Annotated in this window: 13 protein-coding genes; 4 read left to right on the top strand and 9 right to left on the bottom strand. The window is 64.8% G+C overall.

Annotated elements, in window-relative coordinates:
• Nucleotides 1-292: 292 nt before the first annotated feature.
• Nucleotides 293-2,674 (top strand): TonB-dependent receptor, encoded by a 2,382-nt coding sequence (locus FV139_RS12160; protein ID WP_148068733.1) that lies wholly within the window; start codon nt 293-295, stop codon nt 2,672-2,674.
• A 65-nt stretch (nt 2,675-2,739) separates the two neighbouring features.
• On the opposite strand, the gene FV139_RS12155 is transcribed toward FV139_RS12160, so the two are convergent.
• Complete coding sequence (locus FV139_RS12155) at nt 2,740-4,596, bottom strand: beta-ketoacyl synthase (protein ID WP_148068732.1); 1,857 nt, start codon at nt 4,594-4,596, stop codon at nt 2,740-2,742.
• A 127-nt stretch (nt 4,597-4,723) separates the two neighbouring features.
• Here FV139_RS12155 and FV139_RS12150 point away from each other — a divergent pair, with 127 nt between their 5' ends.
• From FV139_RS12150 to ribB, 3 genes are all read left to right on the top strand, one after another.
• Nucleotides 4,724-5,722 (top strand): GlxA family transcriptional regulator, encoded by a 999-nt coding sequence (locus tag FV139_RS12150; RefSeq protein WP_148068731.1) that lies wholly within the window; start codon nt 4,724-4,726, stop codon nt 5,720-5,722.
• 131 nt (nt 5,723-5,853) lie between these two features.
• A complete protein-coding gene (locus FV139_RS12145; RefSeq protein ID WP_148068730.1) occupies nt 5,854-7,035 on the top strand; it encodes an acetyl-CoA C-acyltransferase in 1,182 nt (393 codons plus the stop codon).
• A gap of 13 nt (nt 7,036-7,048) precedes the next feature.
• The gene (gene ribB, locus FV139_RS12140) at nt 7,049-8,161 is read left to right on the top strand and encodes a 3,4-dihydroxy-2-butanone-4-phosphate synthase (protein WP_148068729.1); all 1,113 of its coding nucleotides are present in this window, start codon (nt 7,049-7,051) and stop codon (nt 8,159-8,161) included.
• A gap of 18 nt (nt 8,162-8,179) precedes the next feature.
• On the opposite strand, the gene FV139_RS12135 is transcribed toward ribB, so the two are convergent.
• The 8 genes from FV139_RS12135 to FV139_RS21145 all read right to left on the bottom strand — a co-directional run bounded on the left by FV139_RS12135 (nt 8,180) and on the right by FV139_RS21145 (nt 15,503).
• On the bottom strand, nt 8,180-8,935 hold the full coding sequence (locus FV139_RS12135) for an enoyl-CoA hydratase/isomerase family protein (RefSeq protein WP_148068728.1): 756 nt from the start codon (nt 8,933-8,935) through the stop codon (nt 8,180-8,182).
• Nucleotides 8,932-9,615 carry a nitroreductase gene (locus FV139_RS12130; protein WP_148068727.1) on the bottom strand — a complete coding sequence of 228 codons (684 nt, stop codon included), beginning with the start codon at nt 9,613-9,615 and terminating at the stop codon, nt 8,932-8,934. The genes FV139_RS12135 and FV139_RS12130 overlap by 4 nt, the downstream gene beginning before the upstream one ends.
• A gap of 91 nt (nt 9,616-9,706) precedes the next feature.
• Nucleotides 9,707-10,522 (bottom strand): crotonase/enoyl-CoA hydratase family protein, encoded by an 816-nt coding sequence (locus FV139_RS12125; RefSeq protein WP_148068726.1) that lies wholly within the window; start codon nt 10,520-10,522, stop codon nt 9,707-9,709.
• 33 nt (nt 10,523-10,555) lie between these two features.
• Entirely contained in the window at nt 10,556-12,184 is a 1,629-nt protein-coding gene (locus tag FV139_RS12120; protein WP_148068725.1) for an acyl-CoA synthetase, read from the bottom strand.
• A gap of 103 nt (nt 12,185-12,287) precedes the next feature.
• Nucleotides 12,288-13,451: a thiolase domain-containing protein gene (locus FV139_RS12115; RefSeq protein ID WP_148068724.1), complete on the bottom strand. Its 1,164-nt coding sequence runs from the start codon at nt 13,449-13,451 to the stop codon at nt 12,288-12,290.
• Entirely contained in the window at nt 13,451-14,518 is a 1,068-nt protein-coding gene (locus FV139_RS12110; protein WP_148068723.1) for a lipid-transfer protein, read from the bottom strand. The genes FV139_RS12115 and FV139_RS12110 overlap by 1 nt, the downstream gene beginning before the upstream one ends.
• On the bottom strand, nt 14,518-15,054 hold the full coding sequence (locus FV139_RS21150) for a Zn-ribbon domain-containing OB-fold protein (RefSeq protein ID WP_148068722.1): 537 nt from the start codon (nt 15,052-15,054) through the stop codon (nt 14,518-14,520). Before FV139_RS21150 ends, FV139_RS12110 begins: the two co-directional genes overlap by 1 nt.
• The gene (locus FV139_RS21145) at nt 15,051-15,503 is read right to left on the bottom strand and encodes a Zn-ribbon domain-containing OB-fold protein (RefSeq protein WP_148068721.1); all 453 of its coding nucleotides are present in this window, start codon (nt 15,501-15,503) and stop codon (nt 15,051-15,053) included. The genes FV139_RS21150 and FV139_RS21145 overlap by 4 nt, the downstream gene beginning before the upstream one ends.
• Nucleotides 15,504-15,552 lie beyond the last annotated feature (49 nt).

The following is a 15,552-nucleotide window of genomic DNA, read 5'->3' as shown; positions in this document are numbered from 1 at the left end:
TGGCCTCCCCCCCTTCGTGGCGGGGGTAGCGGATCGGGAAGACAAATAAAACACTTGAAAACGATAGGTTGTCACACGGAGGGCCCCACCAGCACACTTGATCAGATGACTACCACTACCGCGCTCCTGGCAGCCCTGTTGACAGGCGCAGCTCCAGAGTACGGCAGTGGCTCAGGAAGGAGGATACCGGCCGCAGCGGCAGCAGTGACCGCGAGCATGCCCGGCCTCCAACCTCTCGCAGCTTTCAGTTCGATAATAGCAATAAACGATAATAGAAAGAGGGAGAAGCACCATGCACAACAACACACTCGAAATCCGTCTACGCCCGCTGTCGGCGGCCCTGTCCGGGCTCGGTCGATCGACCGGGGCAATCCTGCTCGGCGGCGCGGTTGCGCTAGCCAGCAGCGCGGCGACGCAGGCCCAGCCAGAACGCCGCGGAGCTTCAGCTGTCATGCTGGAGGAAGTCGTGGTGACAGCGCGCAAGCGGGCGGAATTGTCCCAGGACGTACCCATGGCGATTTCCGCCTTTGGCTCAGAGCAGATCGAAGCTCTGAAAGTGCGCGACCTGACCAACCTGTCGGTGGGCCTGCCCAACGTGGCCCTCGACGACGTGGGCACCACTCGCGGTACCGCCAATTTCTCGATTCGCGGGCTGGGGGTGAACAGTTCGATCCCCTCGATTGACCCGACTGTCGGCATCTTCGTCAACGGCGTGTACCTGGGGGTCAACAACGGCATTATCTTCGATGTGTTCGACCTGGAAAGCGTTGAGGTCCTGCGCGGGCCCCAGGGCATCCTGTTCGGGCGCAACGTGACTGGCGGCGCCATCCTGATGAACTGGAAGCGCCCCACCGAAGAGTTCGACGCGACGGTACGTGCCGCGGTTGACGGGGGTGGCGATGGTGGCTTCAACCGCTACCTGATGGGCGCCATCGGCGGCCCGGTCACCGACTCCCTGGCGGTGCGCCTGACCGGCTACTGGAACGACGATGAGGGCTACTTCGAAAACCAGTTCACCGGCGAGGACACCGGCGCCGTGGAGCAGCAGATGGCCCGGGCCAGCATCCTGTGGACACCCACTGACAGCACCGAGCTGATTGTGCGCTACGAATACAGCGACATCGACGGCGACGGCCCGGTCGCCCAGTCCCACACCAATGGTTCCGGCGTACCCGGCACACCGTTCAACGGTGACCGCGACAGCTTCGACGTCAACTACGACGAGACCGGCTACGGCCTGGTGGAATCCGATTTCCTGAGCGCCGAGTTCAATATGGACGTGGGCCTTGGCGACGGCACCATCACCGCCATCTACGGCTGGCGCGACGCCCAGAGCAGCTCCCTCGGGGATATTGACGCTCAACCCGTCGCCCTGTTTCACGCCCCGGCCAACCTCGACAGTGAGCAGAACAGTTTCGAACTGCGCTATAACGGCCAGTTCGGCAACGCCAATGTGACTACCGGCCTGTACTGGTTCGACCACGACATGGTCTACCACGAGCGCCGCAACCTGCTCGGCGCCCTCACCGCGGCCTTGACCGGCGGCGCCTTGCCGGACAGCGTGGCCTACCAGATCCAGGACGGCGGCGGCTACTATAACGTGGAAACCCTGGGCGCCTTCGCTGCGGTGGACTACGACCTGACCGATCGCCTGACCCTGACTGCCGGAATTCGCTGGTCGTCGGAAGAGAAGTCCGCCGAGATCGCCTCACTGGGGGTCAATACCAACGTGCTGGATATCCCGGGGACCATCGTCAATGGCGTCCCGACCTACGCCAACCCGCTGTACGCCTCCGATACCCGCTGTAACTTCGTCGAGGGCCCGGCCTGCCCCATCGACTTCCAGGACGACAACACCTGGGATACCTGGGCACCGAAGATCGGCTTTACCTACGCGCTGGATGACAGCGCCCAGGTCTACGGTCACTGGAGCCGGGCGTTCCGTTCCGGGGGCTACAACCTGCGCAACACGGATCCGAGCTTCCCGCCCGGCCCCTTCGACGAGGAGCAGGTGGACAGCTACGAACTCGGCTACAAGTCGACCCATAGCTGGGGCCGCCTGAATGCCGCCGTGTTCTATACCGACATCGGCGACATGCAGCGCGAGGTCAACCTGCCCAGCGAAACCTCCGGGGTGCTGCAGATCATCGATAACACCGCCGATGCCAGTATCTATGGCCTGGAGATCGACGGCGCCTTCCCGATCACCGATGACCTGGTGCTGACCGCCGGCCTGGGCTACCTGGATGCCAGCTACGACAAGGTGATCTTCGACCTCAATGGCGACGGCGTGGTCGACAGCGCGGACAAGGACCTCGATCTGCCGCGGGCACCGGAGCTGACGTACAACGTGGGCCTGAGCTATGACATACAGGTTGGCAACTGGGGCTATGCCTCGGCCCGACTCAGCTATGCCCACCGGGACGAGTCCGCCTACACCGACAACAACCTGGGTTATATTCTCGAGCAGGACATTGTCGATGCCGGCCTCGATTTCTACAGCAACAGCGGCCACTGGGTACTCTCGCTCTACGGTCGCAACCTGCTGGATGAAGTGAAGCACGGTGGCGACACCCAGTTGCCGGCGGCCCTGGGCCCGATTCCCCTGGGGGGTACGTTCTCTCCGCCGGCGAAGGGCCAGGTCTATGGCGCAGAGGTAACCTACAACTTCTGACCTCCAGCCGGGGATTAACCAAAAAGGGCGGCCAGATGGCCGCCCTTCTTCGTAGCACTATTGCATCAGTCGTCGGGATTCAGGGAACCGAAGGGAGACTCTGTCTCCAGGGACACCCGGTGCGGGCCAATCTGGACATCACTCGCGCCCAGGGTTACGTCGTCATCACCCAATACCCCGTAATCGAAGTGATAGGTCGGCGCAATATCTCCGGCGATCATCGCCGCATCGTAGGCCGCCTGGCGCTCGCGCACCCCTTCGTTAGCAGCTTCCCAGGCCTGCCATTCGGCAGCGGAGGCCCGCATGCGCACCAGCTTCCGGGTCACGTTGGGACTCAGCAGCGAGGCGGTGGCGTTGTTGCCACCGAAGCCCTTGGAATTCACCAGGGTGTAATGCAGGGCCTGGGGGTCAACCGCCTGGTGGCTGGTACTCAGGGACAGGTGGTCACGGTGAACGTCCTCGGCAAACTCCTCCACCGTAGTGATACCCGGCACCAGGCCGTGTGCCCAGACGCCCAGGGTGGCCGTCACCTGGTCGCCGGAGGCGGAGCCCAGGGAGTGACCGAGGAAGCACTTGATGGCCGCCACCGGCCACTGCTCGATACCGAAGGCCCGGGCCACCTCCTCCAGGATCCGCGACTCGGTCACCCGGTTCTGGGGGGTACCGGTGCCGTGGGCCTGCACCAGGCCGCCGCTGCGCACGGCGCGCTCACCGATGATGGCGCGGATGCCGGCCAGGGCCTTGGTCATGGTGAGGTAGTTACCCACACCGGGGCCGGAAATGGACTTCTTGAAACCGTCGGCGTTAACGAACACATCGGGGGCGGCGCCGAACATGGTCGCCCCGGTCTCCAGGGCCAGGGCGTCGTCGAACAGCACCACCATTTGTGCCGATTCGGCGATAGTAAAGCCGCAGTTATCGGCGAAGGGCCGGCAGGCCCGGCGGTGATCGGGGGCCTGGCTGTCATCCAGTCCATCCAGCGCGCGCAAGCCCTTGTCGGTGGCCAGGGCGCCCATGGCGGCGTAGCCTTCCATGACTTCCGGGTTGATCGGCGCCTCGGCGGAGCCGATGAACGCGACCCGGGCCCGGCCGCTGCGGATATCATTGATACCCAGGCGCAGGTTGTAGAGGAACGACGCACAGGCGCCGAGGGAAGCGCCGGTTGAACCGAGGCTGCCGAGGACGTAGGCGTTGACAAAATCCGCCGGCATTTCCGCCAGGCTCAGGGGGCAGAACTTGGAGGTGACCCGCTGGCCGTTGTAGCGGGCCTTGAGCATCCCTCCGGCCCCGGCGCCGTCGAGCTGGCCCATGGCGCTGCCGGCGTAGACGCTGACCTGGTCCACCGGCACCTTGCTGGCAATGTGTTCCCAGTCGAGCCCCAGGCTGCCCAATGCATCGGAGGCCGCGTAGACCATCATCTGCAGCCCCCGGGGGTGGTTGCGGGAGGCGTACAGCTTGCCGGGCTCGAAGCCGGTGGGCAGCTGGCCCGCCGCCTTCACCTCGAATTCACGGATGGTGGGCAGCAGGAACTCCTGCTGGCCGCGGATCTTGACGTTGGCGTGGGTGACCGAGGTGGGCGTGACCTCCCACTCGGGGGGAATCACCTCGGGCAGGTACTGGCGCTTGATATCGAAGGTCACCGGCTGGCCGTTGCTCTGGGTCGGGAAGCGCCGGTTCCACTGCACCCGGTCCACGTCGAAATGGTTGAGTTCCACCCGCCGGACCAGGGTGTGGTCGAGGATATGTTGCTCGTCGACGGCCTCCAGCCCCATCAACCGGGCCAGGGCGGCGAAAGTCTGGTCACGCTCGGCCTGCGGCAGGCTGCCCTGCACCAGGCGCCGGTAAGCATGGTGGCTCGATGCCCTGCCCGCGCCGTTGATACCACCAAATCCGACAATCACCGGCAAACGCTGAGCACTCATTACCACTACCACCTCTTTATGACATGAAGAAGGCCAGTGTACGGCCGCTCACCCCAATGCCATCAGGGTATTTTTGTCACTTTTTATGCTATTTTGGACACACCGCTTCCTCCGGCCATTTCCGTCAATGTACACCGCCGCCGCCGCCCTCTACCCCGATGCCCTCGCCAGCAGCGTAACCCTGCCGATGGAGATACTGCAGGCCGCCAGCCAGATGGCCAGCGTCAGCGAACGGGGCCAGCCCCAGGCCCGCTTCCTGCTGACCGGACCCGACACGACTCCCCTGCGCCTGGCCAGCGGTATCCAGCTGACCCCCGACCTGCCCTTCCGCGCGCTGTCGCAACTGGACCTGCTGATACTGCCCGCCATCTGGCGCACGCCCCAGCCCACCCTGAACAGCGCTGCGCCCTGGTTGCACCAGTTGGCGACTATCGCCAGCCGCGGCACCCGCATCTGCAGCGTGGGCACCGCCAGTTGCCTGCTGGCCGAGGCGGGGCTGCTGGACGGGCGCCCCGCCACCACCCACTGGAACTATTTCAAGCGCTTCGCCCGGCGCTACCCCCGGGTGCAGCTCAAGACCCGGCACCTGATCACCCAGAGTGACAACATCTACTGCGTCGGCAGCGTCAATTCCATCGCCGACCTGATGGTGCACATCGTCGAGGACTGGTTTGGCACCCGGGTGGCGAGAGCGGTGGAACAGCAGTTTTCACCAGAGATCCGCCGTTCGTTCCGGGCCGCGGCCTACCAGGACGGCCCCCGCAGCAGTCACCACGATGAAACCGTGCTGCAAGCCCAGCAGTACCTGCAGGAGCATCTGGCCAGCGGGGTCAACCTGGAGAGTCTGGCGCAGCAACTCGACGTGAGTCCGCGCACCCTGGGACGCCGTTTTCGCAACGCCACCGGCTACAGCCCCCAGCAGTACCTCAACAGCCTGCGCCTGACCACCGCCCGCGACCTCCTGCGCCGCAGCAACCTGAGCATCGCCGAAATCAGCTGGCAACTGGGCCTGCAGGATGTGAGCTACTTCGCCCGGCTGTTCCGGCGCCACCACGGGGTGAGCCCCATGCGCTACCGCGAGGTGGCCCGGGGCAAGCTGTTCGATCCCCGCCAGGGGGAGTCCTGAGGCCCCGGGCGCACAGACTCGCGCGCTTGAGTGCGGGGCGGGTCTGTGGCTAAATGAGCGCCCATTTCAGGGTCCACCGCCCGGCGGCTGTGGCCCCGCTTCCACTCCACTAACCTGACCGGAACCACACCATGAGCCAAGAAGCAGTCGTCATCGTCGCCGGTGCCCGCACTCCCATGGGAGGCCTGCAGGGCAGCCTGGCTGAAGTCACCGCCCCCGAACTGGGCGCCACTGCCATCGCCGAAGCCATCGCCCGCAGCGGCGTAGACGCGGCCGATGTGGACGAAGTCTTCATGGGCTGCGTTCTCCCCGCCGGCCTGAAGCAGGGCCCGGCCCGCCAGGCGGCCATCGGTGCCGGTATCCCCAAGAGCGCGGGTGCGGTCACCCTGAACAAGCTCTGCGGCAGCGGCATGCAGGCCACCATCTACGGCTACGACAGCATCGCGGCTGGCACCAACAAGGTGGTGGTGACCGGTGGCATGGAAAGCATGACCAACGCACCCTACGTCATGCCTGGCGCCCGGGGCGGTCTGCGCGCCGGCCACAAAACCGTTTACGACCACATGTTCCTGGATGGCCTGGAAGACGCCTACACCGGCCGTGCCATGGGCAGCTTCGCCCAGCAGACCGCCAACGAACGCGGCCTGACCCGGGAGCAGATGGACGCCTTCGCCGTGGAGTCCCTGACCCGCGCCAAGACCGCCATCGAAGACGGCTCCCTGAAAGCGGAAACCGTGCCGGTCACCGTCAAGACCCGCAAGGGCGACGTGGTAGTGGAAGACGACGAGCAGCCCCACAAGGCCGCCATCGACAAGATCCCCAACCTGCGCCCGGCCTTTGACAAGGAAGGCACCATCACTGCGGCCAATTCCAGCTCGATTTCCGACGGCGCCAGCGCCCTGGTGCTGATGGCCGAGAGTGAAGCAGAACGCCGCGGCCTCAAGCCGATGGCTCGCATCGTGGCCCACTCACGCCACAGCCAGGAACCGGCCGAGTTCACCATCGCGCCCATCGGTGCCATGCAGAAGCTGTTCGAAAAGACCGGCTGGAGCAGCGAGGACGTTGACCTGTTCGAGATCAACGAAGCCTTCGCCATGGTCACCATGCTGGCCATGCAGGACCTCGGCCTCGACCACGCCAAGGTCAATGTCCACGGCGGCGCCTGCGCCCAGGGCCACCCGATTGGCTCCACCGGTTCGCGGATCATCGTCAGCCTGATGTACGCCCTGCAGAAATACGGCAAGAAGCGCGGCGTTGCCGCCCTGTGTATCGGTGGCGGTGAGGCCACTGCGGTAGGCATCGAGCTGCTGTAACCCGGAGATTCCCATGGCTCTCAGCAGCATCCCCGACATTCTCGACGACATCCGCGCGGGCAAGATGGTCATCCTGATGGACGACGAGGACCGGGAGAACGAAGGTGACCTGATCGTGGCCGCGGAAGCGGTCACGCCAGAGATCATTACCTTTTTCGCCAGCGAGGCCTGCGGCCTGATCTGCATGCCGATTACCGAGGAGCGTGCCCGGCGCCTGCAGCTACCGCTGATGGTGCGTGACAATCGCTCCCAGCACGAGACCAACTTTACCGTCTCCATCGACGCCGCCGAGCGCAAGGGCCCCGGCATCAGCTCGGTGCAGCGCGCCCACACCGTCCATCAGGCGGTAGCCGCAACGGCCAGCCCCACCGACATCATCCAGCCGGGCCACATCTTCCCGCTGGTGGCCAAGCCCGGCGGTGTACTGCGCCGGGCCGGCCATACCGAGGCCGGCGTGGACCTGGCGCGCATGGCCGGGTTCGAGCCGGCGGCGCTGATCGTCGAGATCATGAACGAGGACGGCACCATGGCGCGCCGTCCGCAACTGGAAGTGTTTGCCGAAAAACACGGCCTGCGCATGGGCACCATTGCCGACCTGATCGAGTATCGCGCCCTGCATGAGCAGTCGGTGGAACTCAGCGACAGCAAAACGGTGACAACCGAGTTCGGTGAATTTGAGTTGCACACGTTCCACGACCTGGTGGATGACACCCTGCATTTCGCCATGACCCGCGGTGAAATCCGCGAGGACGAGGCCTGCCTGGTGCGGGTACAGACCGTCAACACCCTGCGTGATGTACTCGGTACCCGAATCGACGGCAGTGAAGGCTGGTCCTATCGCCGCGCCATGCAGCGCGTCGCCGAGGAGGGTTGCGGCGCGGTGATCATGATCGGTCAGGACCAGAGCGCAGCATCCCTGCTGGATGAAGTTCGCCAGTTCCCGGAACCCCCTCTGGTAGCGGGACCCGCCAGCTCCGACGGCACCCAGAACTACCGGGTCATCGGCACCGGCTCCCAGATTCTCAAGCGCCTGGGTGTGGGCAAGATGCGTCTGCTGTCAGCCCCGGTCCACTTCAACGCGCTGTCCGGCTTCAACCTGGAAGTCACCGAATTTATCCAGCCCTGAGCGGGGCTGCGCCGCCCATCAGTCGAAGCGGGGCTCGCGCTTCTCCATGATGGCCATCACCGCCTCGATGTTTTCCGCTGAGCCGGCCTGGCGCGCCATGGCGGCCTGCTCCGCGGCGAAGGCCGCGTCGATAGCGGCCCGGTGAGGCAGGCGCAGGCAGCGCTTGATCTCGCGCAGCCCGTTCAGCGGCCAGCGCGCCACGATCTGCGCCCGGGCCAGCGCCCGCTCCAGCAATTCGGCCTCCGGCACCACCTCCAGTACCAGGTTGAGCTCCCGCGCGCGACCGGCGTCAATCCACTCGGCGCTGTAGAACAGCTCCGCCGCTCGCTGGGCGCCGATATTGGCCTGCAGCATGTAACTGCTGGCCCACTCCGGCGGCAGGGCCAGTGCGGCAAAGGGCAGCCGCAAGCGCAGGCTTTCGCCGGCGTACACCATGTCGGCGTGAAACAGGACGGTTGCGCCGCCGCCCACCGCGACACCGTGCACCGCAGCGATAAAGGGCTTGTCGAAGTCCGCCACCGCGCGGGCGGCGGATTCAAAGGGGTGCTCACCCTCACCGGCGTCGGTGAAGCTGGAGAGATCCACCCCGGCGCTGAAATTGTCCCCGGCGCCGTGCAGGACCACGCAGCGCACGCTGTCATCCTCCGCCGCCGCGGTAAAGGCTTCCCGCAGGGCAATCCACAGGGCATTGTCGATGGCGTTTTTCTTGTGCGGGCGATTGAGTGTGAGTTGCAGGACGGCGCCGTGGCGTTGTTGCAGCAGGACCTCGCTCACGCCTGCCCCCCGTGGAAGCGGACAAAGTCGGTCAGCGGGGCGCGCTCGGTGCGGCAGCTGTTGACCGCGTCCTCCGGGTCCGGGTAGCCGAAGGAAATCCCGAACAACAGTTTATTGGTGCCCTCGATGCCCAGCGTTTCCCGCACCGGGTTGGCCAGGAAGCTCAGGGCTGTCTGGGGGCAGCTGCCGAGGCCCCGGGCGGTCATGGCCAGCATCAGGGTCTGGGCAAACATGCCGAGATCGGCGGCTTCGCGCAGGCCGAAGGGTTCCGGCAGGAACAGGAAGGCTACATGGGGCGCATCGAAGAAGGTGAAATTGCGCATGAAGGCCTCCTGGCGGCGGGCCTTGTCTTCGCGGCTGATGCCGAGGGAGTCGTACAGTGCCTTGGCGGCCCCATACTGACGATCCTTGTAGACGCCCTCATAGGTGCCGTCGTAGGGAAAATCCATGCTGAATTCCCCCGCCAGGAATTTCTCCGGCAGGAGCCTGCGCAGTTCCTCCAGGACGGAGCCCGATGCCACGTGCACCTGCCATGGCTGGGTATTGCAGTTGCTGGGCGCCTGGGCCGCGTCGACAAAGATGGCCTCGAGGGTTGCCTGGTCAACCGGTTGCGGTAAAAAGGCCCGCAGTGAGCGACGCTCGGCCGCGACCGCACTAAAAACACTGGCCTGTTGGGACATAAAACCTCTCTGGTAACAAAGTGGGAAGTAATGGATGCGGAAGTTGAGCGAGCGGGCGACGGACGCGTGCCGGAATCGGCAGAGCCTCTGCTCACTCGCCGGTGAAGCGCGGAGGCCGCTTCTCCTTGAAGGCCTGCATGCCCTCCCGGGCATCCGCCGAGGCAAACACCGGGCCGGCGAGGGCATCGGAGGCGACCATGGCCGACTCTTCCGCCATGTTTTCCTGGTGTTCGCGCAGGGAGCAGGTCACCGCCTGGACGGCCAGTGGCCCGTTCTGGCAGATACGCCGGGCCATGCCGCGGGCGGTGGTAAGGGCTTCGCCGGGCTGCACGATACGGTTGATCAGCCCGCACTCGAGGGCCCGCTGGGCACTCATGTGCTCACCGCACAACAGCATCTCGGCGGCAATGCAGTAGGGTATCTGGCGCCGCAGGCGGATCGTGGACCCGCCCATGGGATACAGGCCCCGGGCCACCTCAGTGACCCCGAACACGGCGTCCTCGGCGGCGATCCGGATGTCGGTGCCCTGGAGAATCTCGGTGCCGCCGGCCAGGGCATAGCCCTCGACCGCCAGCAGAATGGGTTTACTCGGCAGGTTGTCCCGTAACAGCGCCTGCCAGTGCACGTTGGGCACTTCGGCCATCACTGCCAGGAACTCCTCATTGGCCTCCTGGCCGTCGGGGCCGGCCTTCAGGTCCATTCCGGCACAGAAGGTGTTGCCATTGGCGGTGAGTATGGCGCAGTAGAGGTCCTCCTCCTGGTCCAGCAGGCGCCAGGCCCGGTACATCCCCAACAGCATGGCGGGCGTAAAGGCGTTTTTCGCCTCCGGACGATTGAGGGTCACGATCAGGACGTGACCATCCTGCTCGATGATGCAGTTTTCGGTGCTGATATCCAGCTCTTCCACGGTGTTGCCCTCCCGCCCCACAGACATCTGCTTCTAACTCGCCAGGTGGCGCCCCGACAGGGCAATCTCGAGCGCCTTTGGATAGGCCGGCTTGCCACTTGGTGCCCTGGGCACTTCTTCCACCAGGTGCAGTTCCCTGGGAATCTTGTACCCCGCAATGTGCTCCCGTGCAACGCTTTGCAGCGATTCGAGGCTCAGTTCGGCGCCCGGCCGGGCTGCCACCACGGCAGTCACCTTGCTGCCGAGGCGCTCATCGGGGGTGGCAACCACGAGGCAATCGAACACCGCGGGGTGGATTTTAAGCGCCTGCTCTACCTCTTCAGGGTAGACCTTTTCTCCGCCTGTGTTGATGCAATTACTGCCGCGGCCGAAAACAGTGATGCTGTCGTCGGCTTCCAGGCGGGCTTCGTCGCCGGTCAGCAGCCAGGTCTGGCCTTCCACCGATACAAAGGTCCCGGCGGTTTTTTCCGGGTCGCCGTAGTAGCCGGTGGGAATGTGCCCGCCGCGGGAGAAGATACCGGTTTCCCCGGGCTGGGCGTGGCGCCAGCGCGCGTCGCCCTGCTCCACCAGCACCGACATGAAATCACTGCGGCTGACATTGCCAAGCCCTTCACCGCGCTTGCCGCCGCCATCCAGGCCCATGCTGCCGCTTTCCGAGGAGCCGAAGGAGTTGGTGATGAAGGCATTGGGGAAGTGTTCCTTGAAGGCATCCTGCTTGCTTTCGGAGAACACGGCGCCACCGGAGCCGATATTGAAAATAGCACTGAGGTCCCAGCGCCCGGGGTTGGCCTCCAGCGATTCCAGCAGGGGAATGGCCATGGCGTCACCGACGATGGTCACCGAGTTGACCTTTTCCCGCTCGGCAATGCTCCAGACCTGTTCGCCCACTAGAGAGTGGTGGGGATTGAGCACTACCGTATTCCCCGCCAGCAACTGGATACAGGCGTACCACCAGCAGGCGCCGTGCATCAGCGGCGCCAGCGCCATGCCGATAATGGGGAAATCGCCCACCCGGGATGCGATCTGCTCCGGCTCACTGATGGCCCCGTCCGGGTGATACCAGCCCCCGCCCCCCATGGCGGCATAAAACACGGCCTTGTGCGGCCACATCACTCCCTTGGGCATGCCAGTGGTACCGCCGGTATAGAGCACGAACAGGTCGTCGTCAGCCCGCTCGGGAAAATCCCGCTCCGCACTCTGGCCGGCCAGCACCGATTCGTATTCAGCGCTGCCCACGGCATCGACATCCGCTGCGCTGTCGTCGTCCACGTAGACCAGTGTGGTCAGTTTCGGGGCCGCCTCCAGCACCTCGGCGATATGCGGAGCGAACTCCCGATGATGCAGGCAGGCCACCAAGTCAGCGTTATCGAAGATATACAGCAGTTCATCGCGGACGTAGCGGTAGTTGACGTTGATGGGCACCGCACGCAATTTGAAACAGGCCAGCATGCCTTCAAGGTATTCGTTACAGTTATAGAGATACAGACCAACATGATCGCCTGGCCCTACCCCGCGACTGGCCAGGTAGTGGGCGAGCCGGTTGGCCCGTTGCTCGAGCTGGCCGTAGCTGGCACGCTGGCTCCCACACACCAGCGCATCGCGACCGGGAACCTTGTCGGCAACCATTTCAAACAGGTCGGCAATATTGAAATGCCTTGTCATAACGACGTCCTCGGCTGTTGTTGACAGTCTAGTTGGGTAACGGATGCAGTCCACCGGTCCCGGCGGAAGCGAGATGGCCTGAATCCGTGTGGGGAAAGGAAAATCAGGGTTTATCGGCCCCGACAATCCACATGGCGAAGAACTGGGCACCGCCGCCATAGGCATGCCCCATGGCGAGTCTGGCTCCCTCCACCTGGTGGGCGCCGGCGTCACCGCGCACCTGGCGAGCCGCTTCGGCGAAGCGGATCATGCCCGAAGCGCCAATAGGGTTTGAGGACAGCACCCCCCCGGAAGGATTCCAGGGAATGTCCCCCCCCTCATCCATGGACGTGGCCCCTTCCATGGTGAGGCGCCAGCCCTGGCCCTCCTCGGCAAAGCCCAGGTTCTCCAGCCACATGGGTTCGTACCAGCTGAAGGGAACGTAGATTTCGGCGCAGTCGAGCTCCCTGCGGGGATCGCGAATACCCGCCTGGGCGTAGACATCGGCAGCGCAGTCGCGCCCCGCGCGGGGGTTCACTTCCTCGCGCCCGGCGTACATGGTCGGCTCCGAGCGCATGGCCCCACCGCGAATCCACGCCGGGGGCCGGGGGCTGGAGTCCACGGCATCCTCGGCGGCAATCACCATGGCACAGGCCCCGTCCGAGGACGGACAGGCCTCCAGCAGGCGAATCGGGTCCCACAGCATCATGGACTCCTCCACCTCCTGCAGGGTGATATCGGGCTTCTGCAGATGGGCGAGCGGGTTGCGGGCTCCGTGCAGGCGATCCTTCACCGCGACCTTGATGCCCACATCGTAAGGCGCTCCGGAACGGCGCATGTACTCGCGAATAATCGGGGCAAAATAGCCCCCGGCGCCGGCGTTGAGGTGCACGGCGAAGGGTTGGGGGGTGGACAGCGCCCACATGGCATTGGACTCGGACTGTTTCTCGAAGGTGACCGTGAGGACCCGGCGGAAGGTGCCGCTCTGCACATGGGAGGCCGCCACCAGCGCGGTGGAGCCCCCCACTGAACCCGCGGTGTGCACCCGCAGCATGGGTTTGCCGTTGGCGCCCAGGGCGTCTGCCAGGTAACACTCGGGCATGACGATGCCCTCGAACATGTCCGGCGCCTTGCCGATCACCACGGCGTCGATATCCTCAAACCCGAGGCCGGCGTCCTCGAGGGCATTGACGGCGGCCTCGCGCAGGAGGCCGGCGATGGAAACGTCGCCGCGCCGGGTCTTGTACCGGGTCTGGCCGGTACCGATTACTGCTGCCAGTTGTGCCATTACGCTGCCTCCAAAACTGCGACCAGGTTCTGCTGCAGGCAGGGCCCGTTGGTGGCGTGAGCCACACCGCGCCCGGCCTCTCCGGCAACGATGCGCTGAAACACCTCGCCGATCCGGGACAGCCCCGAGGCCATCATCAGATTGCCGGCCAGCACCCCCCCCGAGGGGTTGACCCGGGTGTCCTCACCGAGGCCGAGCGCGCGGCTGAGGATGATTTCCTGGTGGCTGAAGGGCGCGTAGAGTTCGGCCACATCCACCGCGCCGGCATTCATCCCCGCGGCAGCCGCCGCCTTGCGGGTGGACACGGAATCGGTGAGGTCGCGCAGACACAGATTGTGGCTCTCTATCCGGTGATCGATCCCGCTCAGGCGAACGTAGGGCATACCCCAGGCTTTGGCCTGCTCCACAGTGGCGATAATCATCGCCGCCGCACCGTCGGATACCGGGCAGCAGTCGTGGCGGCGCAGGGGCGAGAGGTAATGCGGCTTGGCAAGAAGGTCGGCAACGGAGGTTTCACCGGCCAGCTGCGCCAAGGGATTGGTCATGGCATTCCGCCTGGACCGTTTTACCACTTCAGCCATATCACCCTCGGTGATCAGCCCGGCATCCAGCATCAGGCGGGCCTGCAGTGCCGCCAGAGACACGGTGTCCACCCACAGCGGCGCCAGATAGTAGGGGTCGAGCTGCTGCGACAGGACGATCGGCAATTCACCGGGAGAGGATTTGGCAAAGCCGTAGATCAGGGCCGAGTCCGCGTGGCCCATACGGATTTTTAACACGGCCTCATACAGCGCCCAGGCGGCGTCCATTTCCACATGGGACTCGCGTATGGGCGGCACCGCACCCAGGGCATCGACACCGGCCACGAAAGCGAAGGCAGCGCCCTGCAGATAGTCGCAACTGCCGGAACAGACGAAGTCCACGTCCTGGGCGTTGGCCAGCCCCACCTGGTCGAAGACGGCCCGCAATTCGGGCATGATCAGCTCCACCTCGTTGGCGGCACCGGCACTCGCCTGGCAGGGCGACTGATGAAACGCGACGATGGCAATTTCTCTCTGGGCACTCATCAGGCCTGGCCCTCCCAACCTTCCACCGGCAGCCGGCCAATCAGCTCCACCGGGACGTCGGGTTCCTCCAGGGGGCGGTAGTAGAGAATGTTGTCCATCTTGTAATCCCACTCCTGCGCCGGTTTCCACACCGCCTCAACCCGCTGACCGATATGTACCTCCTCGTTGACGCAGTCGCTGAGCAGGTGAATGAAGGAAATATTGGCACCGTCCGGCACCAGGTTGGCAACAATGTAGGGCGGCTTGATCGGGTTGCCGGGAATCGGGATGTAGACGATGGTGAAGGACTGCACCGTGGCCTTGTTGGACAGGGTTACCTCCTCATCGGTGGCAATGCCACAGGCCGGGCAGGACCCGCGCGGGGGAATGTAGACCTGGCTGCAGCCAGGGCAGCGCTGCCCGGTCAGGCGCCCCTGCTTGAGGGCATGCAGGAAGCGGCTGGGGGCGCGCCCCGCGGTGAACTGGTACTGCAGGTAGATTGGCGCGTCCATGCCGGTGACCGGCTCGCGTGCCTGCGCGTTGTTGTCTTCGCTCATGGCGCCACCCCCGCCAGTTCAAAACAGGCGATATCGCTGATATGACCACGGGGTTCATCTGCCCAGCGTACTTTGACCCGGGCGCCCGTGTGCAGGGCCGCTTCATCGGTCGCAGCAATACAGTGGATCATCGCCACATCGGCGCCATCGAGTTTGATCATCGCCCAGGCGAAGGGCTGCTGGAGGGGATGCGCCCGGCGCGGCTCACTGACCCAGCACCAGCTCATCACCTCGCCCTCCTGGCCAACCTCCACGAATTCGTCCAGGGCCGCCGCGGTCTCCGGGTCGTACTCCATCGGCGGCACGATCACCCGGCCGTCACTGGCGCGGATACCCTCGATGCGTTTGTCACGCAAGGCGGTGAGAAACCGGCCCATCACGGGCCCGGTGGAGCGGGTGTAGGTAAATCCCAGCTCGAATGCCTCGCTGAGTACGTCGACGTCGGTCATGGCTGCCCTCGCCTGATTGATTGGTCTTATGACGTTCAGTATCGAGCAG

Source organism: Parahaliea maris (genome assembly GCF_008064665.1).
In the GTDB taxonomy this organism is placed as follows: Bacteria; Pseudomonadota; Gammaproteobacteria; order Pseudomonadales; family Halieaceae; genus Parahaliea; species Parahaliea maris.
The sequence above is the reverse complement of the archived record's forward strand: the minus strand, read 5'-3'. Positions and strand labels throughout refer to the sequence as shown.